At 62.2% G+C, this 23,961-nt stretch carries 25 protein-coding genes; 18 read left to right on the forward strand and 7 right to left on the reverse strand.

Annotated elements, in window-relative coordinates; translation table 11 throughout:
- Positions 1 to 35: 35 nt before the first annotated feature.
- From ACZ5J0_RS04960 to ACZ5J0_RS04975, 4 genes are all read left to right on the forward strand, one after another.
- Positions 36 to 638 carry a DUF1349 domain-containing protein gene (locus ACZ5J0_RS04960; protein WP_464094309.1) on the forward strand — a complete coding sequence of 201 codons (603 nt, stop codon included), beginning with the start codon at positions 36 to 38 and terminating at the stop codon, positions 636 to 638.
- Positions 639 to 734: 96 nt separating this feature from the next.
- The gene (locus ACZ5J0_RS04965) at positions 735 to 2,969 is read left to right on the forward strand and encodes an McrB family protein (protein WP_142940042.1); all 2,235 of its coding nucleotides are present in this window, start codon (positions 735 to 737) and stop codon (positions 2,967 to 2,969) included.
- A gap of 151 nt (positions 2,970 to 3,120) precedes the next feature.
- Complete coding sequence (locus ACZ5J0_RS04970; protein WP_464094310.1) at positions 3,121 to 4,329, forward strand: 5-methylcytosine restriction system specificity protein McrC; 1,209 nt, start codon at positions 3,121 to 3,123, stop codon at positions 4,327 to 4,329.
- A 33-nt stretch (positions 4,330 to 4,362) separates the two neighbouring features.
- Positions 4,363 to 4,614, forward strand: coding sequence for a PLDc N-terminal domain-containing protein (locus tag ACZ5J0_RS04975; protein WP_464094311.1), 252 nt, complete (start codon positions 4,363 to 4,365; stop codon positions 4,612 to 4,614).
- Between the two features lie 3 nt (positions 4,615 to 4,617).
- Here the strand turns inward: ACZ5J0_RS04975 and ACZ5J0_RS04980 are convergent, their stop codons facing one another.
- Complete coding sequence (locus ACZ5J0_RS04980; RefSeq protein ID WP_223941986.1) at positions 4,618 to 6,288, reverse strand: sensor histidine kinase; 1,671 nt, start codon at positions 6,286 to 6,288, stop codon at positions 4,618 to 4,620.
- Positions 6,289 to 6,387: 99 nt separating this feature from the next.
- Here ACZ5J0_RS04980 and ACZ5J0_RS04985 point away from each other — a divergent pair, with 99 nt between their 5' ends.
- The gene (locus ACZ5J0_RS04985; protein WP_142940038.1) at positions 6,388 to 7,131 is read left to right on the forward strand and encodes a response regulator transcription factor; all 744 of its coding nucleotides are present in this window, start codon (positions 6,388 to 6,390) and stop codon (positions 7,129 to 7,131) included.
- Between the two features lie 49 nt (positions 7,132 to 7,180).
- Here the strand turns inward: ACZ5J0_RS04985 and ACZ5J0_RS04990 are convergent, their stop codons facing one another.
- The gene (locus ACZ5J0_RS04990; RefSeq protein WP_166841561.1) at positions 7,181 to 7,567 is read right to left on the reverse strand and encodes an Hpt domain-containing protein; all 387 of its coding nucleotides are present in this window, start codon (positions 7,565 to 7,567) and stop codon (positions 7,181 to 7,183) included.
- Positions 7,568 to 7,755: 188 nt separating this feature from the next.
- Between ACZ5J0_RS04990 and ACZ5J0_RS04995 the strand changes: the two genes are divergently transcribed.
- Positions 7,756 to 7,932, forward strand: a complete 177-nt coding sequence (locus tag ACZ5J0_RS04995; protein ID WP_165450215.1) for a hypothetical protein — start codon at positions 7,756 to 7,758, stop codon at positions 7,930 to 7,932.
- A 69-nt stretch (positions 7,933 to 8,001) separates the two neighbouring features.
- Here ACZ5J0_RS04995 and ACZ5J0_RS05000 read toward each other — a convergent pair whose 3' ends face one another.
- The 3 genes from ACZ5J0_RS05000 to bioB are packed head-to-tail and all read right to left on the reverse strand — an operon-like array spanning position 8,002 to position 9,778.
- Positions 8,002 to 8,442: a very short patch repair endonuclease gene (locus tag ACZ5J0_RS05000; protein ID WP_223941988.1), complete on the reverse strand. Its 441-nt coding sequence runs from the start codon at positions 8,440 to 8,442 to the stop codon at positions 8,002 to 8,004.
- Between the two features lie 41 nt (positions 8,443 to 8,483).
- Positions 8,484 to 8,756: a biotin synthase auxiliary protein BsaP gene (gene bsaP, locus ACZ5J0_RS05005; RefSeq protein WP_464094312.1), complete on the reverse strand. Its 273-nt coding sequence runs from the start codon at positions 8,754 to 8,756 to the stop codon at positions 8,484 to 8,486.
- Complete coding sequence (gene bioB / locus ACZ5J0_RS05010) at positions 8,753 to 9,778, reverse strand: biotin synthase BioB (RefSeq protein ID WP_142940034.1); 1,026 nt, start codon at positions 9,776 to 9,778, stop codon at positions 8,753 to 8,755. Before bioB ends, bsaP begins: the two co-directional genes overlap by 4 nt.
- A gap of 195 nt (positions 9,779 to 9,973) precedes the next feature.
- Between bioB and ACZ5J0_RS05015 the strand changes: the two genes are divergently transcribed.
- Complete coding sequence (locus tag ACZ5J0_RS05015) at positions 9,974 to 11,701, forward strand: purine-cytosine permease family protein (protein WP_464094313.1); 1,728 nt, start codon at positions 9,974 to 9,976, stop codon at positions 11,699 to 11,701.
- Between the two features lie 160 nt (positions 11,702 to 11,861).
- Here the strand turns inward: ACZ5J0_RS05015 and ACZ5J0_RS05020 are convergent, their stop codons facing one another.
- Together ACZ5J0_RS05020 and ACZ5J0_RS05025 are read right to left on the reverse strand one after the other, a co-directional pair.
- Entirely contained in the window at positions 11,862 to 12,047 is a 186-nt protein-coding gene (locus ACZ5J0_RS05020; RefSeq protein WP_142940032.1) for a CsbD family protein, read from the reverse strand.
- A 113-nt stretch (positions 12,048 to 12,160) separates the two neighbouring features.
- Positions 12,161 to 13,336 carry a zinc-dependent alcohol dehydrogenase gene (locus tag ACZ5J0_RS05025; protein ID WP_464094314.1) on the reverse strand — a complete coding sequence of 392 codons (1,176 nt, stop codon included), beginning with the start codon at positions 13,334 to 13,336 and terminating at the stop codon, positions 12,161 to 12,163.
- Positions 13,337 to 13,572: 236 nt separating this feature from the next.
- Between ACZ5J0_RS05025 and ACZ5J0_RS05030 the strand changes: the two genes are divergently transcribed.
- The 11 genes from ACZ5J0_RS05030 (at position 13,573) to ACZ5J0_RS05080 (ending at position 23,958) form a co-directional block, all read left to right on the forward strand.
- Positions 13,573 to 13,830: a hypothetical protein gene (locus tag ACZ5J0_RS05030; RefSeq protein ID WP_446698067.1), complete on the forward strand. Its 258-nt coding sequence runs from the start codon at positions 13,573 to 13,575 to the stop codon at positions 13,828 to 13,830.
- Between the two features lie 137 nt (positions 13,831 to 13,967).
- A complete protein-coding gene (locus ACZ5J0_RS05035; protein ID WP_142940029.1) occupies positions 13,968 to 14,483 on the forward strand; it encodes a hypothetical protein in 516 nt (171 codons plus the stop codon).
- A 23-nt stretch (positions 14,484 to 14,506) separates the two neighbouring features.
- Entirely contained in the window at positions 14,507 to 15,127 is a 621-nt protein-coding gene (locus ACZ5J0_RS05040; RefSeq protein WP_464094315.1) for an SIS domain-containing protein, read from the forward strand.
- Positions 15,128 to 15,235: 108 nt separating this feature from the next.
- Positions 15,236 to 16,306, forward strand: coding sequence for an alkene reductase (locus ACZ5J0_RS05045; protein ID WP_166841556.1), 1,071 nt, complete (start codon positions 15,236 to 15,238; stop codon positions 16,304 to 16,306).
- 153 nt (positions 16,307 to 16,459) lie between these two features.
- Positions 16,460 to 17,158: a GntR family transcriptional regulator gene (locus tag ACZ5J0_RS05050; protein WP_142940027.1), complete on the forward strand. Its 699-nt coding sequence runs from the start codon at positions 16,460 to 16,462 to the stop codon at positions 17,156 to 17,158.
- A gap of 279 nt (positions 17,159 to 17,437) precedes the next feature.
- The gene (locus ACZ5J0_RS05055; protein ID WP_464094316.1) at positions 17,438 to 18,439 is read left to right on the forward strand and encodes a sugar phosphate isomerase/epimerase family protein; all 1,002 of its coding nucleotides are present in this window, start codon (positions 17,438 to 17,440) and stop codon (positions 18,437 to 18,439) included.
- Positions 18,440 to 18,442: 3 nt separating this feature from the next.
- Entirely contained in the window at positions 18,443 to 20,197 is a 1,755-nt protein-coding gene (locus ACZ5J0_RS05060) for a dihydroxyacetone kinase family protein (protein ID WP_464094317.1), read from the forward strand.
- A complete protein-coding gene (locus tag ACZ5J0_RS05065; protein WP_223941996.1) occupies positions 20,194 to 20,676 on the forward strand; it encodes a ribose-5-phosphate isomerase in 483 nt (160 codons plus the stop codon). Before ACZ5J0_RS05060 ends, ACZ5J0_RS05065 begins: the two co-directional genes overlap by 4 nt.
- 2 nt (positions 20,677 to 20,678) lie before the next feature.
- On the forward strand, positions 20,679 to 21,668 hold the full coding sequence (locus ACZ5J0_RS05070) for a 3-hydroxyacyl-CoA dehydrogenase family protein (protein ID WP_142940023.1): 990 nt from the start codon (positions 20,679 to 20,681) through the stop codon (positions 21,666 to 21,668).
- A 19-nt stretch (positions 21,669 to 21,687) separates the two neighbouring features.
- On the forward strand, positions 21,688 to 22,452 hold the full coding sequence (locus ACZ5J0_RS05075) for an SDR family NAD(P)-dependent oxidoreductase (RefSeq protein ID WP_017197721.1): 765 nt from the start codon (positions 21,688 to 21,690) through the stop codon (positions 22,450 to 22,452).
- A gap of 156 nt (positions 22,453 to 22,608) precedes the next feature.
- Positions 22,609 to 23,958 (forward strand): MFS transporter, encoded by a 1,350-nt coding sequence (locus ACZ5J0_RS05080; RefSeq protein WP_464094318.1) that lies wholly within the window; start codon positions 22,609 to 22,611, stop codon positions 23,956 to 23,958.
- Positions 23,959 to 23,961 lie beyond the last annotated feature (3 nt).

Here is a 23,961-nt window from a genome sequence, read left to right on the forward strand (position 1 = left end):
TCTGGAACATGCAGACGCAACGAACGGAGCACGTAATGCCCCCCGAGATACCGGGACTGCCAGCCTTGGAATGGTCCTCCTCAGACGGCCATGCCAGCTACGACCAGGCGGAGGGGACGCTGACGCTCACGGCAGCCCCCGGCGTCGACTGGACCAACGATTCCCTGGGCGGCGAGCCGCAGCACCGCGCCACAGCGTTGGGCTTCAGGGCACCTGCCGCGTTCTCACTCTCAGCCCGGGTGTTGGTGGCCTCACCACGGACAACGTTCGACGCCGGTGTGCTGACTTTGTGGGCGGATAGCGAGCACTGGGCCAAGCTCTGCTTCGAGTATTCTCCGCAAGGGGAAGCCATGGTGGTCAGCGTGGTGACCAACAACTACTCCGACGATTCCAACGGCCCCGTGGTGGACGCCCCGTGGGTTTACCTGCGCGTGAGCCGGGTAGGGCCAGCGTGGGCTTTCCACTGGTCATCGGACGGCCGGAAATGGTCCTTCGTGCGGCTGTTCAGGCTGGATACGGAGAAAGCAGTGCACGTCGGGTTCATGTCGCAAGCGCCCATGGGCGAGAGCTGTGAGGCACGTTTCGACGCCATCGAAGTGAAGGACGAACCTCCGGCTGACCTCCGCGACGGAAGTTAGCGCTGGTCAATCGGGGTTTGAACGCAGCTTCGCCGGGATGGGCAGCAAGCCTGTGGATATCCAGATGCTTGGATAAACCAAACAAGGTAAGTTGGCATGGTGATTCCCTCCGTAAAAACTGCCATTGACCGCGCCCCCGGAGTCTCCAAGGAGATCGAGGACGCAGCTTGGTATGTGCTGGGTCCGGCGCTCCACGGGAGACCCTCGGCGCTGGACGGCAGGACGTTGACGTGGACCGCAGATGCTGCCGCTGAGCTCCTGGAAAGGCTTGAACGCGGGGTGGAGGACTCCAAAGCCCCCATGATGACCAACCTGCGGCAGAACCTCCATGGCGCGTCCCGGGAAGCCAAGCTGCTGGCCGTGGAACTGCTGTTCCTGCAATCACTGCCGCTCGCACACGAGGTCAAGTCCCTCCGGGTCAAACGTGCCCGCGTCACCGAGGCCGCATCATGGGTCGAGCCGCCCATCGAGCTGCCGGAAGAGCTATATGAGGGCATGACGGACCACGGCGTCATCCGTGACCGCACCGCCGAGTTCAACTGGACCATCTGGGACCACCTGAAATGGCTGTGCCGCTTCGTGGCCCACGTGGACAGCCAAAGCACAGCCACCATCAACGAGGCACTCGCGGACCCGCTGAAGTTCCATGAACTGGCCGCCGCAACGCCCGAAGACCAGCCTGCCCTGCGCCGCAGCATCGAGTACTTGGTGTGGCCGAGCTACTTCGAGCCCGTAGTGGCCGACGTTGAACGCCAGGAAATCCGGGACGCCTTTGCTTCTCTCGTCGGCGGGGCCGGGGGCGATACAGACGAGGACATTACCGCCGACATCCACCGCATCCGCCTGCACCTGGACGAGCAAGCCGGGCAGCGCATCGACTGGTACGGACGCCAACTGGTAAGCCAATGGCGCAAGGTGGGAGATCCGGGGCGCCGTTCCTGGCTCCTGCGTACCCATCACGACAATGCGGACCTGCTGGCCGCCTGGGTTGCCGAAGAGAAGGCCACCTTGGATGTGGAACATCTGCGCGCCCTCAACGCAGGGGTCACGGCAGGCGTGGTCCAGCATGCCGTGGATGAGGATTACAAGCACCTGGGCTACGTGGAGCGCGAAGACACCAAAACAGCTGTTTTCGCTTTCCTGACAGTCATGAAGCCAGGTGACCTCACGCTGTACCAGCACGCCGGCCGGGTAAGGGTTGGTGTGGTCCTCGGAGAACCCGAACACCATGAAGACAATCGGCGGATCCGCCGCAAGGTCCGCTGGTTCGATGACAGTTACGCTATCCCCGAGCTTCCCCGTCACGCCCAGCGTCAACTTTCCACACCGGGCATCATCGTGGACGTCACCAGGGTGATTCAGGCCCTGCAGGAGCTGCTCCCCGTGGAAGCCGAAACCGATGGCGAGGACGAAGCCCCGCCCACTACCGTCGTCGAGGTTGTCCAGCAAGGGTTCCGGCCGCTGACCGAAGAGTTTGCAGCGTCCCTGCACATGGACGTTGAACCACTCAAGGAGATCGCTGAACTTCTCGAGGAAAACCGCCAACTGGTTCTTTATGGTCCGCCGGGAACCGGCAAAACCTACCTTGCAAAGCATCTAGCCGCCGAGTTGGCCGGTGACCACACCGACGAACGGGTGAAGCTGGTCCAGTTCCATCCCTCGTATGCCTACGAGGATTTCTTCGAGGGCTACCGGCCGGACAAAACTGATGATGGCCAAGTGTCCTTCAAGCTTGTGGCCGGTCCACTGCGGCGTCTCGCCGAGGAGGCCGCGAAACCCGAGAATGCGCACAAGCCGTACTTCCTGATCATCGATGAAATGAACCGCGCCAACCTGGCCAAGGTCTTCGGCGAGCTCTACTTCCTCCTGGAATACCGGGACGACCGCATCTACCTCCAGTACAGCCCCAATGAGCCCTTCAGCTTGCCGGACAACCTTTACATCATCGGAACCATGAACACCGCGGACCGTTCCATCGCCATGATGGACGCCGCCATTCGCCGGCGGTTTGCGTTCATCGAGCTCCACCCCAAAGAGGAGCCGATCCGTGGCACGCTGCGTCGCTTCCTGGAAGCCCGCGGTCTGGACACCCTCAACGCGGACCTGCTGGATGCGCTTAATGACGCGATCGACGACTGGGACCGGGACCTGATGATCGGGCCGTCCTATTTCATGAAGAACGCGGCCCAGAACCCCACTGGACTCCGCCGCATCTGGAAGTACGAGCTCATGCCGTTGCTGGAGGAGCACTATCACGGGCAGCTGAACCGGGCGCAGCTGGAGGAACGCTTCGGCCTGGACCAGCTGCTGGGACGTCTTGCAGCCCGCTAAAGGCATCCCGCCAAGGCCCGGCCGTGCGCCCGCCAGCGCGGGGGGTGTGCCCGCCAGCGCGGGAAGTGCGCCCGCCAGCGCGGGGCGGGTCACTACCGGCCGTGCGCCCGCCAGCGCGGGGCGGGTCAACTCCGGCCCCCGGCATATCGTCATGGACGAGCTCTCCCGCGGGGTGGTGGAAAAACTCGATCCCCAATCGGCGGCATTCATCAACTCCAGCGGGCTGGCCAAAGCCTCTCCCATGGGCATGGGCCTCTACCGGATTGAACCCGTTGGCAAGGTGGGCTCAGTACGGACCACCACGGTGCAGCTCGAAGTCCGTCCCAAGGACCGGCTTGGCCTGAGCAGGCTCCTCTTCCTGCTCAGCTACGCCGGAGAGCAGGGCTTCCGTGATCACTCAGTGGAGGCCGTGGAGCACCCGGACCTGTGGAGCGCACTGGCCGAATCACTAGCTCAGTTGGCGGACAAAGCCCTGAGCCGTGGCGTCCTGCAGGGCTACCTCACCGTGGAGGAGTCCTTGCGCACCGTCAAAGGGCGCATCCGGATCTCGGACCAGATTTCACGACGTCCCGGGATGATGGTGCCATTGGAAGTCTCCTACGACGAATTCACAGAGGACATCGCGGAGAACCGTATCCTCCGTGCTGCCTTGGAGCGCATGGGTCAGGTTCCCGGCGTCCGGCCCACTGTCCTGAGCCGTTTGCGGCAGCTCAAGGGAAAGCTCGACGCCGTCACACGGCTCCAGTCCGGAGCGCCCCTGCCGCCGTGGCGGGCCACCCGGATGAACCTCAGGTACCACCCCGTGCTGCGCCTGGCCGAGGTGATCCTCCGCAACGCTTCCGCCGAGGCCGGTGAGGGTAAGCAGCAAACTGCGTCCTTCGTGGTGGACATGGGCCAGGTGTTCGAGGAATTCGTGGGGACCGCGTTGCGCAGCGCCATGAGTGCCCACCCGGGAGAGATGCGCCTCCAGTACGGCGCGCTCCTCAATGAGGCAGTCCGGGACTCCGATCGCATTACCGTTCGTCCGGACGCCGTGCATTTCCTGGGTGGGCGTCCCGTGGTGGTCTACGACTCCAAATACCAGGCAGCCTCCGACGCCGGCGCGTCCCTAAGCGCGGACCACTACCAGTTGCTGGCATACTGCACAGCCCTCAGGGTACCCACCGCATGGCTCGTCTACGCGGGTTCGGGGGAAATGAAGCTGCGTAGGATCCTCAACACGGACATCGACATAGTGGAGTACCCGCTGGACCTGTCCTTGCCGCCGTCGGAAATCCTGTCCGCAGTGGCTGACCTGGCGGAACAATCCTGGGGCGAGGTAGTCCGCCAGGCTGTGGCGGGCCGCCCGGCGTCGGACTAGCCTGATAAGTAAATCTTCACTGGAGGAGGCACTATGGGCCGCAAGAAATCATGGCGCGATATGACCAAAGGCCAACGGATCATGCTGTTGGTCAGCGGCGCCATCAACATGGCCTTGCTGGGCGCGGCGCAGCGGAGCATCGGCAAGACTCCTGACGGTCAGATCAGAGGCAAGAAGGCGGTCTGGCGCGCTGTCTCCTTCATCAACTTCTTCGGCCCGGTCAGCTACTTCCTGTTCGGCCGCCGTCGGGACGCTGAGATGGGTGCAGGCGCCCCTAAGCGCTGATGCTCACGAGGGCATCTTCACCGTGAACGTGGTGCCCCGGCCTGGTTCGCTTTCCAACGTGATGGTTCCGCCGTGCGCCTCAACAATGGCTTTGCTGATGGGCAGTCCAAGCCCGACGCCGGGAATGGCGCTTTTGCGTACGCCGCCGGCCCGGAAGAACTTGGTGAAAGCCTCGGCCTGTTCCTCTTCGTTCATCCCCATCCCGGTATCGGTGACCCGGCAGAAGATGAAGTCCTGATCCTCCCAAGCGGCCACTTCAACGTCCCCGCCGTCGGGGGAGTACTTGATGGCATTCGATACCAAGTTGTCCAGTACCTGCGCGATCCTTGAGGAGTCGATGCGGGCTTCCAAGGCGTCGGGGAGATCCACGGAGAGCCTGATGCCGGCCTTGGCGGCACGGGGCTCTGCGGAGTTGACGCTCCCGCGCACCAACTCGGCAACGTCCACTGTGTGAGGTTGAATGACGATCTGGCCCGAACGTATGGCCAGCAAGTCCGAGACGAGGGTCAGGAGCCTCTCCGCGTTCCGCCTGACGATGTCCAGCTGTTTGCGTGCCTTGGCGTCGAGGGTGTCCGGCTCATCCAGGATCAGCTCAACGTACCCAAGGATGGACGTTAGAGGCGTACGGAACTCGTGGGATACGTTGGCAACAAAGTCGTCTTTGGCGGCGAGGGCGTTCACCAAGTCCGTGACGTCGCTGAACACCACTACGGACCCGGCGAACTTGCCGGAGTCGTCCACCATGGGGCGTGCGCTCGCGGTGAAGGCACGTTGATCGCTCCCAGAACCCAACCACACCAACTGGTCGGTGAACCTTTCGCCCAGGACTGCACGGCGCACCGGCCTGCGGTCGGCATCCAGGGGCGTGGTCCGGTCCGTGTCGAAGATGAGCAACTGTGATTCGTTGGGATCGTCATTGTCCGGGGGAGTTGCCAGTGCGTGTGTTTGGCGCTGGCGACGGTTCATGAGGATGTCATGGCCATCGCCGTCGACGGCCACCACGCCCAGGGGAAGGGCTTCCATGACGGTGTTCAGGAGCCGTTCCTGTTTGGTGCTGACGCTCAGTGCTTCCTTAAGGGCCTCGTCCTTCTGCTCCAACGCACGCTGCTGACGCACCATGCTCAGGGTCAGAACACTCACGGAAACACCGATGCCCAACATGAGGATGGGGAACAGCAGTGGCTTGGTGAGGTCCTGTTCGCTGAGGGTCCCTCTCACGAACAAGGGAACCCAGACGATCCCTAACGGTCCCAGGAAGGACAGGACAATGGCCAGTTTCGGGTACAACCCTGAAGCACACAGCCAGATGACGGGCAACACCACCAGGACGCTGAGGCCGGTGATGGACTCCACCGCACCTTCACGGGCGAAGCCGATGGAGACCATGTCCAGGATGGGGATGCTGAGGAAGGTGGCGAACGGGAGCCGGTGCCAGGGCACAATGATGCACAGTGCCAGGAGGAGCGCCTGACTCAGCAGGAAAATGAGGAACAGCGGATTTTCGAGCGTGGCAGGAAAATACAGCCAAACCAGGATGGCCGAAATACAGACACACACGGATAACGGCAATTGGCTGAGCACTACTCGCATACGCAGGGTATGTTCGTGGAAAGAGCGCCGAAAAACCAACAATTGCTTCTTTTCACCAATGTCCCACGTTGACGGCGGGGTCATGGCACATCCACCAAAAATGCGGAAGAAAGTCGGTTCATGAGATCAGCCTAACCATAATGGATATACTTCTGAGGTTATCGAAGGGGCTGAGGGGCAGCGATGAGTGAAGCACGTGTGGGGCTGGTCATTGAAGATGATCAGGATATCCGCGAATTGGTACGCGTAGTTCTATCCCAGGCGGGGTTTGATGTGCACGTCGCGTCCACCGGATCCGCAGGTGTGACGTCGGCCCGCGAGCTGAATCCGGATGTCATTACGCTGGACTTGGGCCTTCCCGATATCGACGGTTTTGAGGTTGCCCGCCAGATCCGGAAATCCTCGGACGCCTACATCATCATGTTGACCGCCCGCGCCGAAGAGCTGGACACCCTCATGGGTCTGGAAGCCGGCGGCGACGACTACCTCACCAAGCCCTTCCGTCCCCGGGAACTGCGCGCGCGCGTCGAAGCGATGATGCGGCGTCCGCGGGCGTCGTCCGAATCCAAGAGCGCTCCGGAAGAAGTGGTGGACCCCGAGGTTAGCCACAACGGTCTGGCCGTTTCCGCCGGGTCGCGCACAGCGGTCCTGAACGGCACCGAACTCAAGCTGACCCGCACCGAGTTCGACCTCCTGCTCGCCCTGTTGGAGACCGGGCGGATTGTGCGGACCAAGGCAGACCTCGCCCGTCGCCTCCGCAACGAACCCTACGACGTCGGCAGTTACGTCAGCGACGCGGACGAGCGCGCCGTTGAGGTACACATGGGAAATCTGCGCAAGAAGCTCGGCGACAGCATTCAGGCGCCCCGCTGGCTTGAGACGGTACGCGGCGTCGGCTACAGGCTCGCGCCCGCCTCAAACAACTAAGCCCGGCCGTCCATGAACTGGGCTGCAGGGGCTAGTTGGGCTGCAGCGGCTAGTTAGGCTGCAGGGGCGTTTCCAGTTCCTGGATGGTGCCGGAGACAAAATTCTCGATTTCGTGGACCTGCGCGGCCAAGCGGTCCAAGTGGTCTCCGTTCGGCAGGAGTCGGATGCTGATCTCCAGCTCGGTCGCCAAGCGGTTCATGCAGATGGCGCCCACCATGTGGCTGGAGGTTTTGAGGCTGAGGACCGCGTCCATGGCGTCCTCAATGTCCTGCCTTTCCAGTGCGCGGTGTAGCCGACCCACCCGCCAGGGCAGAAGCTCCACATAGTTGCGCACGAAGCTGCTGATGATGCTGTGGTCGCCGCCCAACTCTGCTTGGAGTTCGGTGAGAACGGTGCGATCCACCAGGGCGTCGGTGCACTCGTCGTACTCAGACACCAAACCCCTCCCGCCTCCAAACAATAGATTCACCATTCAACAGTAGGACCCGTGGAAGTTGCGCAACGCCAAATATCCAAAGATTGATCCAATCTTGAGCGGACTCAGAGGCGCTCTTGATCTCGCCCCCACAAAGTAGTGAAAGCAGATCTGGATGTCTCCAGGCTGGACCAGGAACGGGGAAGAACATGGACAGTGGTGCTCGCCCGTCACCGGGCCTCCTGCTCATCATCGTGGTCTGCATGACGGTACTGCTGGGCATTGGAGGTTCGGCCGCCTTCTCGCTTTGGCAGCAGAGTTCCCAGCCCAATGTCACGGACAACACGGTCAATTCCGCGCCAACCACCACAACCGCGCCTAGATAGCCGCTGACTTGCGGAGCCTCATCGCTGGCATAGTGCGGAGTTAATTTGCGGGCGTAGTGCGTAGCCGGCCTAACCCTCAGCGGACTCCAGGAATGCCGTGAGCCGATCCTCGAGCACGGACATATTCTTAAGTTGGCACTCCCAGACCGTGAGCACCTGCCAGCCGGCAGCTGTCAACTGTTCCCGCTGCAGGGCGTCCCTTTCGCGGGTTCGTCTTCTCTTGACTTCCCAGAACTCGGCATTTGCCGCCGGAGCATGCTGTCCCGCTTTGCAATCATGGACATGCCAGAAACAGCCATTGACGAAAATGACCTTGCGCCTGCCCGCAAACACCAAATCCGGGCGGCCCGGCAGCTTCACTGCTCCGGACTGCCCGTGCAACCGGTACCGGTAGCCTTTCGCGTGCAGGAGTTTACGAACCAGCAGCTCTGGTTTGGTGTTCTTCCCGCGGATTTTCGACATGTTGCGGCTGCGTTGCTCCCGCGTCAGAAGGTCCCGGCTCCCGGTCATGCATCCAGCCTACCCAGGGAGTTTTTGTACAGATACCGCCCTTATGAGGCGCTGTTAGGGGCGGTATCTGTACAAAAACGCATCAGGCCGTGGCGTGAACACTCCGCGGTCCACCCCAACGGAGTGACCTGCACTTTCATGCGGCGCCGGCACTCCGGGCAAAAGCGCGGCGGCTCCATCGCCAGGCGCTGTTGGCAGCTGCGGTGGGCGTCCGACGTCGGAGCGTCACCATCGGTGCCGAACGTGCCGCCGTCGGTGCTGAAAGTGCCGCCGCCGCAGTGGCCGCAGAATTTCTGTGACTCTGCAGCCTTCATAGCGACTTCTGGAATTCCTTGATGGGCATGTTCAGCTCCACCAGGAGGTTGAGGTCGGCGTTGGCGGGTCGGCCCAGGGTGGTGAGGTAGTTGCCCACAATGACGGCGTTGATACCACCCAGGAGACCGTCGCGGGTGCCGAGGTCGCCAAGGGTCAGTTCACGGCCGCCGGCGTATCGGAGCACGGTCCGCGGCATCGCCAGCCGGAACGCGGCGATGGCACGGAGGGCATCCTTGCCGTCCATGATTCCCTGGTTTTCCAAAGGTGTGCCGGGGCGGGGATTAAGGAAGTTCAGTGGGACTTCGTGCGGTTCAAGGGCGGCAAGCTGGGCAGCGAGTTCGGCCCGCTGGGCCAATGATTCACCCATGCCGATCAGCGCACCGCAGCATAGTTCCATTCCGGCGGCCTTCACCATGGCGCACGTCTCGAGACGTTCCTCATAGCTGTGAGTAGTAACGACCTCGGGGAAGTAGCTGCGCGCTGTCTCAAGGTTGTGGTTGTAGCGGTGGACGCCCCACTCGGCCAGCTGGTCCACTTGGCGTTGCGTGAGCATGCCCAGCGAGCAGGCGATGTTGATGTCCACTTCTTCATTGATGCGGTCGATCGCAAACTTGATCTGGTTCATGAGCTTGATGTCCGGGCCCCGGACAGCCGCCACGATGCAGAACTCGGTGGCACCGGTGGCCGCGGTTTCCTTGGCTGCCTTAACCAGCTCCGGGATGTCCAGCCAAACGCCACGGACGGGGGAGTCGAACAAGCCCGACTGGCTGCAGAAATGGCAGTCTTCCGGGCAGCCACCGGTCTTGATGGAGATGATGCCTTCCACCTCAACATCCTCACCACAGTGCTTGAGGCGAACCTCATGCGCGAGTTGCAGGGCTTCGGGGATGGCGTGGTCGGGGAGCTCCAGGATCTGGATGAGTTGGGATTCGTTCAGGCCTTCGCCGCGTTCAAGGACCTGCTCGCGGGCGGTGTCCAGAATGGCGTAGGTGGTGGTCTCAAGGGGTGCTTGGGTGCTCATGTCCTTGACGGTATCGGTGCAGGTGGAGGGCAATTTTGTGGGGTGCGCACAAACCGTGGAGCTGAATTTTGGTGCTGGCCGCGCGGGGCGGCTGATGCAGAAGTTACAGCTGTGAAACATGGACGTGACTGAATTGACGCGCTGCGTGACTAGCGTCGTGGGCGAAGCACCCTCCCCGGACGAAAGCGACCACGAATGAGTGACGATAAGACGAGTACCGCAACATTGGAGCCGACGACGGCGGCTGGAACCGCCGTCGGAACCGCCGGCTCTGTTCCAATAGCGCAAGGCAACGCCGACGCGATGAGTGCTGCGAAGGAGAGCCTGGAGGATTACACGCTCCGGTTCGCTCCGCGGTCCTACCGGAAATGGAGCGCCGGTGTGGTGGCCACCAGTGCGTTGGGCGGCATCGCCTACCTGGCCGACTTCTCCATCGGCGCGAACATCGGCATCGCCTATGGAACAGTGAACGCGATCTTCGGCATCATCGTGGCCGCGGTGATCATCTTCGCCACCGGCTTCCCCTTGGCCTATTACGCAGCACGCTACAACATCGATTTGGACCTGATCACCCGCGGCTCGGGGTTCGGCTACTATGGCTCAGTGGTCACCAACATCATTTTCGCCACGTTCACGTTCATCTTCTTCGCGCTTGAGGGCTCCATCATGGCCCAAGGGCTGCAGCTGGGCCTCGGTATTCCGCAGTGGATCGGCTATGCGGTGTCCACCATCATCATCATTCCGCTGGTGATCTACGGAATGAAGACGCTCGCTACTTTGCAGGTGTGGACCACGCCACTGTGGCTGCTGCTCATGGTGGTTCCCGTGGGCTATCTGCTACTGTCCCACCCCGAGAGCATCGACGCCTTCTTCGCGTTCACCGGCGCTTCCGGGCAGGGTGGACCTAACCTGGCATCGGTGATGTTGGCGGCCGGTGTGTGCCTGTCACTCATGGCACAGATCGCGGAGCAGATCGACTACCTGCGCTTTATGCCGGCCAAGACTGCTGAGAACAAGGGTGCTTGGTGGCGTGCAGTGATCCTGGCCGGACCGGGCTGGGTCATCTTCGGTGCCATCAAGCAGATCATCGGCCTGTTCATCGCGATCTACCTGATCGCCAAGCTGGATCCTGCGGCTGCGGTGCATGCAAATGAGCCCGTTCACCAGTTTCTGGGCGTCTACGAAGAGATGATGCCGGCCTGGCTCGCCATGACTTTGGCCGTGGTGCTGGTGGTCATCTCGCAGATCAAGATCAACGTCACCAACGCCTACTCCGGCTCGCTGGCCTGGACCAACTCCTTCACGCGCATCACCAAGACCTACCCGGGCCGCATGGTGTTTGTTGTGGTGAACCTGGTGATTGCGCTGGTGCTTATGGAATCGAACATGTTCGAGTTCCTCAACACGATCCTGGGCTTCTACGCCAACTGCGCCATGGCCTGGGTGGTCACGGTGGCCTCGGACATAGCCATCAACAAGTACCTGCTGAAGATCTCGCCCAAGGTTCCGGAGTTCCGCCGCGGGATGCTCTACGCCGTCAATCCCGTGGGTTTCGTGTCCATGCTGGTCTCCGCAGGGGTTTCCATCGCCGTCTTCTTTGGCGCCTTCGGTTCCGCAGTACAGCCGTTCTCGCCGATCTTCGCAGTGGGCCTGGCCTTGGTGCTGCCGCCCCTGTTGGCTCTGGCCACCAAGGGGCGCTACTACCTCCGCCGGACCGACGACGGCATCGACCTGCCGATGTTTGACGCCGACGGCAACCCCAGCGATGCCAAGCTGATGTGCCACGTGACAGGCATCGAATTCGAACGTCCGGACATGCTCCGCTCCGCTCAGGACGGGCCCGACGGCGAACCCCAGTACATCTCGTCCCTGGCGTTGTCCACGGACAAGACGGGCGCGCTGGTACTCCCGGCCCAAAAGTAACCCCCGCGGACCCAACTGAGTCGCAGCAGAGCGCGTTTAGAGCCCTCAAAACGCGCTTGAATGCTACTTACTTGGGTGCACGCAAACGCCCCGGCCTTCTTTCGAGCGCCGGGGCGTTGTGCTGTGTGAATTATTTAGTTGTGGTTGTTGCTGTGGGGGCTTACTTGTCGAAGACGTCCTTCGCGGTGTCCTTGACGTTCTCGCCGGCCTGCTTGGTCTTGGCAGCCGCTTGATCAGCGACGCCCTCGGCCTGCAGTTTCTCATTGTTCGTTGCGTCACCCAAGGCTTCCTTTGCCTTACCGGTGACTTCCTGTGCCTTGTTGCTGATCTTGTCTCCGAGTCCCATGGGCCCTCCTTCGATGTAATCCAACGCTGACAATCGCTAGGCTAACGAGCAATTCTGGGTACTTCCTGAACACATCGCTATGGCATTGGTACCACGCGACTGTGAAGCGCCGCCTAGGGCTTGAGCACCACCTTGATGCAGCCGTCCTGCTTCTTCTGGAACTTCTCATAGAGGGCGGGCGCCTCATCCAGCCCTCCGGTGTGGGTGACCAGATGCATGACTCCCAGCGGATCGGCGTCGTCCTCTACCAGGGGGAGCAGCGCGTCAGTCCAGCTGCGAACATTGCACTGCCCCATGCGGAGCTGGATTTGCTTGTCGAACATGGTCATCAGGGGCATGGGATCTGCTTGACCGCCATAGACGCCGCTCAGCGAAAGGGTTCCGCCACGGCGGACCAGATCCACGGCTGTATGGAGCGCGGCTAACCGGTCAACGCTCATGGTTTCCATGGCCACCTGCGCGGGCTTGTCCGGGAGTAACGAGACGGCCCGGTGAAGGAAGGATGCCACGGGGGATCCATGAGCCTCCATACCCACCGCATCCACCACGGAGTCGGGCCCTCGCCCGAGCGTATCTTCACGAATCTGCTCCGCCACGTGGGAGCTGTAATCCATGGTCTCTACGCCATGTGCCTCCGCCATCGCGCGGCGTTCGGGGACCGGATCGACGCCAATCACGCGGAAGCCTTGGTGGACGCCTATCCTTGCAGCGAACTGGCCCACGGGGCCGAGCCCGAGTACAGCCAGCGTGCCACCGTCCGGCACGTTCGCATACTCAACTGCTTGCCACGCTGTGGGCAGGATGTCTGAGAGGAAGAGATACCGCTCATCCGGGGCATCGGAATCAATTTTGACAGGGCCGTAATCTGCGAAGGGAACGCGCAGGTATTGAGCCTGTCCGCCGGGGACTGAGCCATAAAGTTCGGAGTAGCCGAAAAGTGCGGCCCCTGACCCCTTGGCTGTCACCTGCGTGGTTTCACATTGCGACTGAAGGCCTTGATTGCACATATAGCAATGACCGCAGGAGATATTGAAGGGCACCACCACGCGGTCACCCTTTTTGAGTCGGTGGACCTCGGAGCCCACTTCTTCCACGATTCCCATGGGCTCGTGACCAATTACATCGCCCTTATGCATGTACGGGCCCAGAACTTCGTAAAGGTGAAGGTCGGAGCCGCAAATGGCTGTGGACGTGATCCGGACAATCGCGTCCGTGGGCTCCTGGATGGAGGGATCGGGGACGTCTTCGACGCTGACTGAGCGCCGGCCTTGCCATGTCACTGCTTTCACGATCGATGCTCCCTGCGTTAAGGCTGGGTAGGTCCCTCGCTGCTGGAGACCTTCCCAGCGAAGCAGAGATGGCATCAGCGCACAAGGCCGCCTTGCCTCGACATCGCCGGAAGATCAGCGCTCAGGGAACACATCGAAAGCCACTGAAACCCAAAAGTAATAAGCATCCTGATTGTTAGTGTTAAGATGGTGCGAAGGAGAGAGTTTCGGGCAGAGCCGACCGAGGAGTGATCGCGTTGTCCATCATGAAGAACCCGCTAGTTTCCGGAGACGCTGCCGCAATCCCCAATCGCAGCGGAAACGTATCCGGTCTGCTCCAATCCGGTGGTCACTATTTCCACTGCGGTGAGCCCATGGCATTTGCCGAATCCTCCGCCCGTAGCGTCTACGCGCCCATGACCACCGAAGACGTGGACGATGGCCTACTGGATGTGTACTTCACGACCCGTGTCATCCATTGCAGGTGCGGCTTCCGGATGGAGCTGCCCGTCTGAGAACCCGGAATCGTTTCGAGATGTGTACCTGGGGTACACCCCAGGTACACATCCCGGGCATCAAGCATTTCACGTACTAAGCCAGCACGGGCCACGAGCGGCGCCCATAGAAGCCGCTCATCAGGGAGGTAACGCACATGGATACAGGAACACTGGTACTGATCATCGTGCTGGCCGTCGTCGTCATTGCCGTTGTGATCGTCGCAGTTGTCATCGGGCGACGCAAAAAGGCCGAGGTCAATCGCCGCCGTGCTGAGGAGCTGCGCGAGAAGGCGGCCGAGGAAGCCATCGGTGCGCACCAGGCAAAAGCCGAATCAGCGCAGGCAGAGGCCGCCGCGCTTCAGGCGGAAGTCGAAGCCAACCGGCTCCGGAAGGAAGCGGAAGAACGAGCGCACAAAGCCGGAGAAGCTCACGAACGCGTCGAGGAACATCTCCGTCGCGCCGACAAACTGGATCCGGCTTCGAACACGGGGAGGTCGCATGACGCTGACCGCTCCCGTGACACTGACCGTACGCAGGGCGCTGACCACTCCCGCGAGGCTGACCACGATCGGTCCAACCTAACTGAGGGCGAGCGGCTTACACGGGACCGCGGCGGCCGGGATGGTTCGGCGAATGACAGTCCAACGCGCGAGGGCGGCAGGAACCTGTAGCTTCAAGGGACGGAGGTAGGGGCGTGAGCATTGTGGTGAGGCGAACAGGTCAGGCGGAACGCTCTACCGGGTCGAAACCGAACCGGCATGCGGTAGACGTGGTCTTAGGACACCTGGGTGAGATCGGCCCCGCTGTGGCGGCCCTCCGTCGCGAGTCTTCGCGGCTCGCCGAATGGGGCGAGGAGTTGGCGCGTGTCAGGTTGCGCGGGGGGTGCGTCTTCGCCGCAGGCAGCGACGGATCTTCGCACGAGGCGCAGAGGTTCACCTCAGAGCTGAACGCGCACGATCCTGTGGAGGGGTCCGGTTTCAAAGCCATCTCCATCACCAAAAGCGCTGCCGGCTCTAACGGCAGCGGAAGCATGGGAGCTCAGATATCCACCCAGGTGCGAGCGGGTGACATAGTGGTCCTTCTCGCTGCCAGGGGGATCACCGAGGAGCTCCGTGAAGCTGCAGCCGCGGCGAAATCAAGAGGTGCACGGGTCTGGGCGCTCACGGGCAAGGAGTCCAAGGACCTCGCCCAGTCGGTCAACGAGTCAATATGCATCGACACGGATCCTCCTCATGCAGAAGAAGCTCACCTTGTGGCGGTACTGGCCCTGTGCGAGTGCTTCGAAGATGCCTTGAAACGAGTCGGACCGAAGTGAGTCCTGATTTTCCATCACAGCCGGTGTGATGTCCGACTCCTTCGGAATAGTTGCAGACGCCATGCAGTTGCCCAAGGTGAACCTGATTCACTCTGAAAGGAACTGCGCATGCTGTTTACCCCCCTGGCCCTCGGCGAGCTTGAACTTTCCAACCGTCTGGTGATGGCACCCTTGACGCGTCTACGCGCAGGTCAGAACGGTGTGCCTGGTTCATTGATCGCTGAGCATTACCGGCAGCGGGCTTCCCTTGGGCTGATCGTCAGCGAAGGCACCTACCCGACGTTCGCAGGCCAGTCGTACCCGGGGCAGCCGGGGCTTGTCACGGAGGAGCAAATTGCGGGCTGGAAGAACGTCACCGACGCAGTCCACGCCGAAGGTGGCCGCATCTTTGCTCAGGTCATGCATGGCGGCCGCGTTTCACACGCCGACATCACCAACGGCCACGAGATCGTGGGCCCCAGTGCGGTGGCCATCGAGGGCGAAGTTCGCACGCCCAACGGCAAGCAGCCCTACCCGGTGCCGCGCGAACTTCGCACAGACGAGCTTCCGGCGGTTATTCAGGAAATTGTTACCGCGTCCAAGAACGCTATCGAGGCAGGATTCGACGGCGTTGAACTCCACTCCGCCAACGGTTACCTGCTGCACGAATTCCTTGCGCCGAACTCGAACGTTCGCACGGACAGCTATGGCGGCTCCCCGGAGAACCGGGCCCGTTTCGTGATCGAGACCGTCAACGCCGTGGTCGAGGCTCTCGGTGCCAACCGGGTGGGCATCCGTATTTCCCCAGAGCACAATGTGCAGGGAATCGCCGAAATCGACGCCGACGACGTCCGGGCCACATACGAAGTGCTGGTTGACACCATCGCTCCGCTGAACCTGGCGTACTTGAGCATCCTCCACCATGACCCTAAGAGCTCCTTGGTGCAGGACCTCCGCGAGCGCTTCAACGGCACGTTCCTGGTAAACACAGGCTTCAGCGAGATCACCACCCGCGATGAAGCCTATGCAATCATCGAAGACGGACTCGCCGACGCCGTGGTGGTGGGACGCCCCGCCATAGCCAATCCCGATCTCGCCCGTCGCTGGCGCGAAAGCCTGCCGCTCAATGAGCCGGACGCTTCCACCTTCTACGCCGACGGTGCCGAGGGCTACACCGATTACCCGTTCTACGCCAACTAAGAACCCCGCGCACTTTTAGCGCAAGTACCTCAGCAAGACCACGACGTCGGCACCCACGCCCGGGTGCCGACGTCGTGGTTTAACGTGTGGTCACCCGGATTGTGACAGGGGCGCTGCCCGGCCAGCTGCCGGCGTTCCTATAGGATTTGTGGCATGGCTGATCCTTCACCGTCCGCTGCCCGCGCTGGCTTCCCCGTCAGTCGCCAAGTGCTGGCGGACCACGTCTACGAGGCACTCCTTGAGTGGCTGATGGATGGTCGGCTGGAGCCAGGTGCAGCGGTGAGTATCGACGGGATGGCCCGGGAACTCGACGTATCGCCCACCCCGGTGCGTGAAGCGTTGGCCCGTTTAGAACATACGGGCATGGTGCGGCGCGTGGCACTAAAGGGGTACCGGGTGGCTCCGGTTTTCACGAGGGAAGACTTCGCTGAACTCATGGAGGCCCGCCTTTCCATTGAGCCGGTCAACGCTCGATTGGCCTGTTCGCGAATGACGCCCGACGGTCTGGATGCGCTGAAACAGGCCGTGGAGGACCTGAAAACTGCTCCCAGGGGTGGGTCGTTCGCCGAATATCGCAGTTACCTTGAAGCAGACGAACGATTCCACCAACTCATTGCTGCGCAGGCCAACAACCAATTTCTGCTGGCGGCCTACAACACGCTAGGCGGCCAGATTCAACGCTTCCGATTGTTTGGGGGAGTGGGCATCACCGACGCTGAGCAAGCGATCGCAGAGCACCAAGCGGTGCTGGACGCCATGACCAGCGGCGACCCTGAGAAGGCAGCCGCGATGATGGTGGATCACGTGGAGAAGGTCCGCGGCCGCGCCATGGCGGACGCGCCGGAGGACTAAGGCCCACCCTTTCGCCGGGGCCGCGCACGCCGCCCCGTTTCCGCCGTGCGCACCTGTTGGCGGCTCCCACCCGTCCGTGCCTCGCGCCCGTTTCCGCCGTGCGCACCTGTTGGTGGTTGGTGTCGCAGCCTTTCGCGCCGGATGCGCCAGAGGTTGCGGGGGCGATCGGCGGGTAGTGGTGCGCGCGGCCGCAGCCAGGAAGTTTCGCGAAAAGGGTTGACAGCTTTGCTCGGTTCGTAAATCCTATAGGAAACAGGATTCCACGAAGGAGTGATCATCATGGCCTACACCGCCGAGAATTGGCCCATCACCGCGGCCCTCCTGCAGTTCCCCGGCACCGATGCTGCGGGTCAACACATTAACGACGCCGATGCTTCCGTTTGGGCGGATGTCCTCCAGGAAGTGAAGGACGCAGGTTTCGCCAACGCTGACCTCACCGACAGCTGGGTCCGTCCGGGTGATCTCAGCAAAGAGCGCCTTGCCGAGTTCAAGCAGACGGCTAACGAAGTGGGCATTGGCGTGCCGGTGATCTCCGCCATTCGACGCAGCGTCATTCACCAAACGGACTGGGCGGACAACCTCGCCTACAGCCACCGCACCATCGACGCTGCTGCGGAGCTGGACTGCGAAGTGGTGTCCTTCGGACTTCACCAAGCCATCACTCCTGAGCAGCAGAAGCAGCTGTGGTTCTGGACCGTGGAGGGGTACAAGGACCCCGTGGGGGACAAGGAGGCGTGGGGGAACGCCGTCTCCCGCATCCGGGAGCTTGGAAAGCACGCCGCAGACGCAGGTGTCCTCATCTCCTTGGAAATGTACGAGGACACCTACCTTGGCACCGCCGACTCCTCCGTCCAGCTGGTCCAGGACATCGGCTTGGACAACGTGGGCCTCAACCCGGACCTGGGTAACCTGATCCGCCTGCACCGCCCCATCGAGGACTGGCGCGAGATGGTGGCAAAGACCCTCCCGTACTCCAACTACTGGCACATGAAGAACTACATCCGGGACGAAGACGTGGCCCGTGACAGCTACATCACCATGCCGGCTCCGATGGACAGCGGTCTCATCAACTACCGCGAGGCATTCAAATTCGCACTGTCCGTGGGCTTCCAAGGCATCCTCTGCACCGAGCACTACGGCGGCGACGGACTCAGCGTTACGGCAAGCAACCAGGACTACCTCCGCAGGCACGTCCTGCCCAAGACCGAGGGCTATGAGCTCGGCAAGAGCCAGGTAGCCCAGGGGCGCCAAGTACCGGCAACGCAGCTCGCAGGAGTCTAGAAAATGACACAGATTTTCGACAACCCAGCCGATTTTGCCGATGACGCACTGGACGGCTTCGTAGCTGCCAACCGTGGCTACGTCGCCCGAGTTGACGGCGGCGTGGTCCGGTCCACCGAGGTCCCCTCCGGCCAGGTTGCCCTGGTGGTGGGCGGTGGCTCGGGACACTACCCAGCCTTTGCCGGACTGGTTGGCCCAGGCCTGGCAACCGGCTCCGCCTGCGGCAACATGTTCGCCTCCCCGGCGGCCGGCCAGGTTTACCGTGTAGCCAAGGCGGCCAACGCCGGCGGTGGAGTGCTGCTCAGTTACGGCAACTACGCCGGCGACGTGTTGCACTTCGGCCAGGCGCAGCTCCGGCTCAACGCTGAGGGCATCGAAACGCGCACTGTCACCGTCACGGACGACATCGCCAGCGCTCCGATCGAGCAACTCGAGAAGCGCCGCGGCATTGCGGGGGACCTCACCGTTTTCAAGATTGCCGGTGCCGCAGCCGAAGCGGGACTGAACCTTGACGACGTCGAGCGTCTGGCCATCAAGACCAACTACCGGACGCGCTCGCTGGGTGTGGCCTTTGATGGTTGCACGCTCCCGGGCGCCAAGGAACCACTGTTCCATGTGCCGAACGGGCAGATGTCGCTCGGTCTCGGGATCCACGGCGAGCCAGGAATTTCCGAGCACCCCATGCCCACCGCGTCCGAGTTGGCGGATCTGCTGGTCACGAAGCTGCTCAACGACAAGCCGGAGGACGCCGGGGACCGCGTCGTCGCCATCGTCAACGGCCTTGGCACGGTGAAGTACGACGAACTTTTCCTGCTGTTCGGCAAGATCGAGAAGCTCCTCACGGCTGCAGGCCTCACCGTTGTTGAACCCGAGTGCGGCGAGCTGGTGACCAGCCTGGACATGTCCGGGCTCTCGCTGACGCTCCTGTGGCTGGACGAGGAACTCGAGCAGTACTGGGCTGCGCCAGCTGACACCCCGGCGTTCCGCAAGGGCAGCATGGCGCCCCGCGCACTACGCGCCGAGGCAGCAATCGACGACGCCGAAACCGCCGACGTCGAACAGCCCACCCCGGCAGCGGCTGAACTCGGTCGGCAGGCCGTGGCCATCCTCGCCCAGGTGCGCGACGTCGTGGTCGAACATGTTGAGGAACTCGGCAAGCTGGACGCCATTGCCGGCGACGGTGACCACGGCATCGGCATGCGTCGCGGCGTCGATGCTGCCGCGGCCGCCGGCGAGGCTGCGAACGGTTCTTCGGTGGCGAGCATCCTGACAGCAGCGGGGGAAGCCTGGAGCGAGCGGGCCGGCGGAACGTCGGGAGCGCTGTGGGGTTCGGCAGTCATCGCGGCCGGGCAGTCGCTCGGAAACCGCGAAAGCTACACCTCGGAGGACGCGGCCGCCGCCGTAAGCGCCTTCGTCCGCGCCATCACCGAACTCGGCAAAGCCGACCCCGGGGATAAAACCATGGTGGACGCACTCCTGCCGTTCCGGGACACCTTCCTCACAGAGCTCGACGGCGGGACTCCCGTTGACCGGGCCCTGGCGGTTGCCGCTGGGGCAGCCGAAATCGCGGCAACCAAGACGGCTGAACTCCGGCCGCTCAAGGGCCGGGCGCGTCCGCTGGCGGAGAAGAGCCTGGGTCACCCTGACCCGGGTGCTGTGTCCTTTGGCCTGATCGCCGCCAGGATTTCGCAATTTATTGATTCACAACTGGCCACCTCGTCTTCAGCGGCAGCGGCCGGAAACGGAGCACGAGCATGAGCAACAACCAAGGCTGGCGCATCGTCGTCGGCAATGATGAAGCCGGTGTCGAGTACAAGCAGGCGCTCCTTGCCTTGCTTGAAGCGGACCCTCGCGTTGCGTCCGTCACGGACGTCGGTGTTGGCTTCAACGATTCCACCGCCTACCCACACGTCGCCGTCGATGCCGCGCGCAAGGTGGCCGATGGCGAAGCTGACCGGGCATTGTTGATCTGCGGTACGGGACTGGGTGTCGCCATTGCCGCCAACAAGGTTCCCGGAATCCGCGCCGTCACAGCCCACGACAGCTACTCCGTTGAACGGTCCGTCCTCAGCAATAACGCCCAGGTACTGACGCTCGGCCAGCGGGTGATTGGCTTGGAACTGGCCAAAAAGCTCGTAGGGGAGTGGCTGGACCACCACTTCGACCAAACCTCGTCCTCCGCCGCCAAGGTGGACGCCATCTGCTCGTACGAGCCCGACTACACGAAGGCAGTCTGAACATGACCATTTCTGAAGCAACCGAGGGCAACGCCACCAACGCAGCCCGGAAGATCGCCGTCGTCGGCTCCGGCTACATGGGCGGTGGCATCGCCCAGGTGCTGGCGCTCGGCGGAGCGCGCGTTGCGCTGGCCGACGTGTCCGCTGAGGTGGCGCAGAAGAACTACGACCGCCTGCTGGTGGAGTCGGACCAGTTCATCGCGGATGGGCTTTTCCCTGAAGGTGCCACCGAGATCCTGAAGCAGAACCTGTGGGCTGCCAAGGACATTGAGGAAGCTGTCTCGGATGCGGACTTCATTGAGGAATGCGTTCCCGAGGTACTGGACATCAAGCACCAGTCCCTGGCCCGCATCAGCGCTGCAGCCCGCCCGGACGCCGTGATCGGTTCCAACACGTCCACCATCTCCATCGCCGCCCTCGCCGAGGCCGTCACCCATCCGGAGCGCTTCCTCGGCGTGCACTTCTCCAACCCGTCGCCGTTCATTCCCGGCGTGGAGATCATCCCTCACGCTGAGACTTCTGCCGCGACGGTGGCAGCGTCGCGCGAGCTGGTGCACGCTGCCGGCAAGCAGACCGCCGTCGTCAAGGACGTTACCGGTTTCGTGCTGAACCGCCTGCAGTATGCGCTGTTCCACGAGGCAGCGCAGCTGGTGGAGCAGGGAATCGCAACAGCGGACGACGTCGACACCCTGGTGCGTACGACGTTCGGCTTCCGCTTGCCGTTCTTTGGTCCGTTTGCCATCGCGGATATGGCCGGTTTGGACGTGTACAACTTCTGCTACAAGTCGCTGCAGACCGGCTTCCCGGAGCGCTTCGCGACGCCGAAGATCCTCTCGGACCTCGTGGATGCGGGCAAGCTCGGCACCAAGACCGGCTCTGGCTTCCTCAACGTGCCCGCCGAACGCACCCCGGAACTCATCGCCTACCGCAACAAGGCCTACGTCGCCATGCAGAAGCTCATTGAAGAGCTCGGCCCGGCTCCCATCAACTAAGACCTTCAGGAGAAAACACATGACTTTCCCCGCAGAACGCACCGCAATTGTCACCGGCGCCGTTTCCGAACGCGGCATCGGCCGAGCCACCGTCAACTACCTGGCCGCACAGGGCTGGAACATCGGCATCATTGATCTTGATGACGCTGCCTGCAAGATAGCAGCCAAGGAAATCGCCGCGGAATACGGTGTCCAGGCCCACGGCGTTGGCGCCAACGTGGCCAGCGAAGCCGAGGTCCGCGCCGCTATTGATGAACTGGAAGCTGAACTCCCGCAGATCGTCGCCCTGGCTAATGTGGCCGGCGTCAGCTCACCCGTTGGCTACCTGGAACTCGAACCCGCTGAGTGGGACCGCGTCCTGAACATCAACCTCAACGGAGTCCACTACGCCACCCGCCGTGTGGCCGAATCCATGGTCAAGAACCGCATCGGCCGGATCGTGAATATCTCCTCCGTTTCGGCCCAGCGCGGCGGCGGAACGTTCTCCAAAACCCCGTACTCCGTAGCAAAGGCAGGCGTCATTGGATTGACCCGCGCTACGGCACGCGAACTTGGCGAGTACGACATCACCGTCAACGCCATCTCTCCGGGGCCCATCGACACCGACATCATGGGCGGAACGCTGAGCCAGGAACGCAAAGATGAGCTCACTAAGGACCTTGTAGTGAACCGTGTGGGCTCCACCCGGGACATCGCAGCCGCCATCGCCTTCCTCATCAGCGAGGACTCCGGCTACATTTCCGGGCAGACGCTGAATGTGGATGGCGGACTGTACATGCACTAGGCGCCTGGCCATGAAGAGCTGGACGAGAGAACGCAAGATCTACCTTGCCGTGGGCGTCCTCGCCTGCGCAGTGGGCATGGTGCTCATCTTCTTCCCGCGCTGATCGTGCTGATCGCGCTGCACTAGTCATTTCCTGTCACTCAAAGAGGAGTTTCAATGTCTGTTGCCACCAATTCCACCAAGGAGTTGCTGGATACGCCGGTCTTGAAATCGGCGATCTCCAAAGCGTCGCGGCGGCTTATGCCAATGCTCGTCATTTTGTACGTGGTGGCCTTCCTGGACCGCACCAACGTGGGCTTCGCCGAAGCTGCACTGGAAGTGGACAGGGGCATCACCGCCGGCGCTTACGCGCTGGGTGCCGGTATCTTCTTCATCGGCTACGCACTGTTTGAAATCCCCAGCAACTTGCTGCTGACCAAGTTCGGCGCCAAAGTGTGGTTGGCCCGTATCGCCATCACCTGGGGCATCGTCTCGGCCTGTTTCGCTTTCGTACAGGGTGAGACGTCCTTCATCATCCTGAGGTTCCTGCTGGGCGTTACCGAAGCCGGCCTGTTCCCCGGTGTCATCATGTTCCTGGCGGCGTGGTTCCCCAACAAGGTCCGCGTGAAGATGTTCGCCATCTTCTACCTGGCCCAGCCGTTCTCCCAGATGATGGGCGCACCGTTGTCCGGCTGGCTCATCAACATCGGCGACCAGGTTCCGGGAGTCGCAGGCTGGCAGGTCATGTTCTTCGTTGAGGGTATGCTCGCCGTCCTGGCAGGTATTGCGGCCTACTTCTTCCTCATCAACAGCCCCCAGGAGGCCAAATTCCTGACCAAGGAAGAGAAGCAGGCCCTCTCTGATGTCATGGCACTTGAAGACACGGTCAAGGAGGAAACCGGGCCGCGAGGTGTCCTGGCGTCCATGCGCAACGGCCGGGTCTGGTACTTCACCGTCATCTACTTCTGCCTGCAAGTAGCGGTCTACGGCGTCACGTTCTACCTGCCACAGCAGGTGGCGCAGCTGACCGGCCAAAAGGTGGGCATCGCCGTCGGGCTCCTGGCAGCCATCCCGTGGTTCTTCGGCATCTTCGCCTGCTACTTCATTGGCAAAACAGCCAACACTGTGGCCCGTCGCCGCCGCTGGGGCACCGCGTTGTTCATCTCCACGGGCCTGTGTATCTTCGGTTCCGCCTGGGCTGGTGCCAACCAGATGCCAGCCATCGGCATTATCTTCATCACGCTCGCGGTGTGCAGCTTCCTCTCCACCGGCCCCATTTGCTGGTCATATCCGACGGCGTTCCTCACCGGAACTGCCGCGGCTGCCGGCATCGGGCTGATCAACTCCTTGGGAAACCTGGGTGGCTTCGTCGCCCCGATCCTGCGCACCACGGTCAACCAGGTCACGGCCTCCGACACCGGCACCATGGGTGTCTACGCGCTGGGTGTCCTGCCGTTCGTGGCTGCGCTACTGATGTTCGGCACCAAGCGTTTCAGCAACAAGGCTGACGAACTGTTGGGGAAGTAAACC

Source organism: Arthrobacter sp. DualSoilB13 (assembly GCF_055389195.1).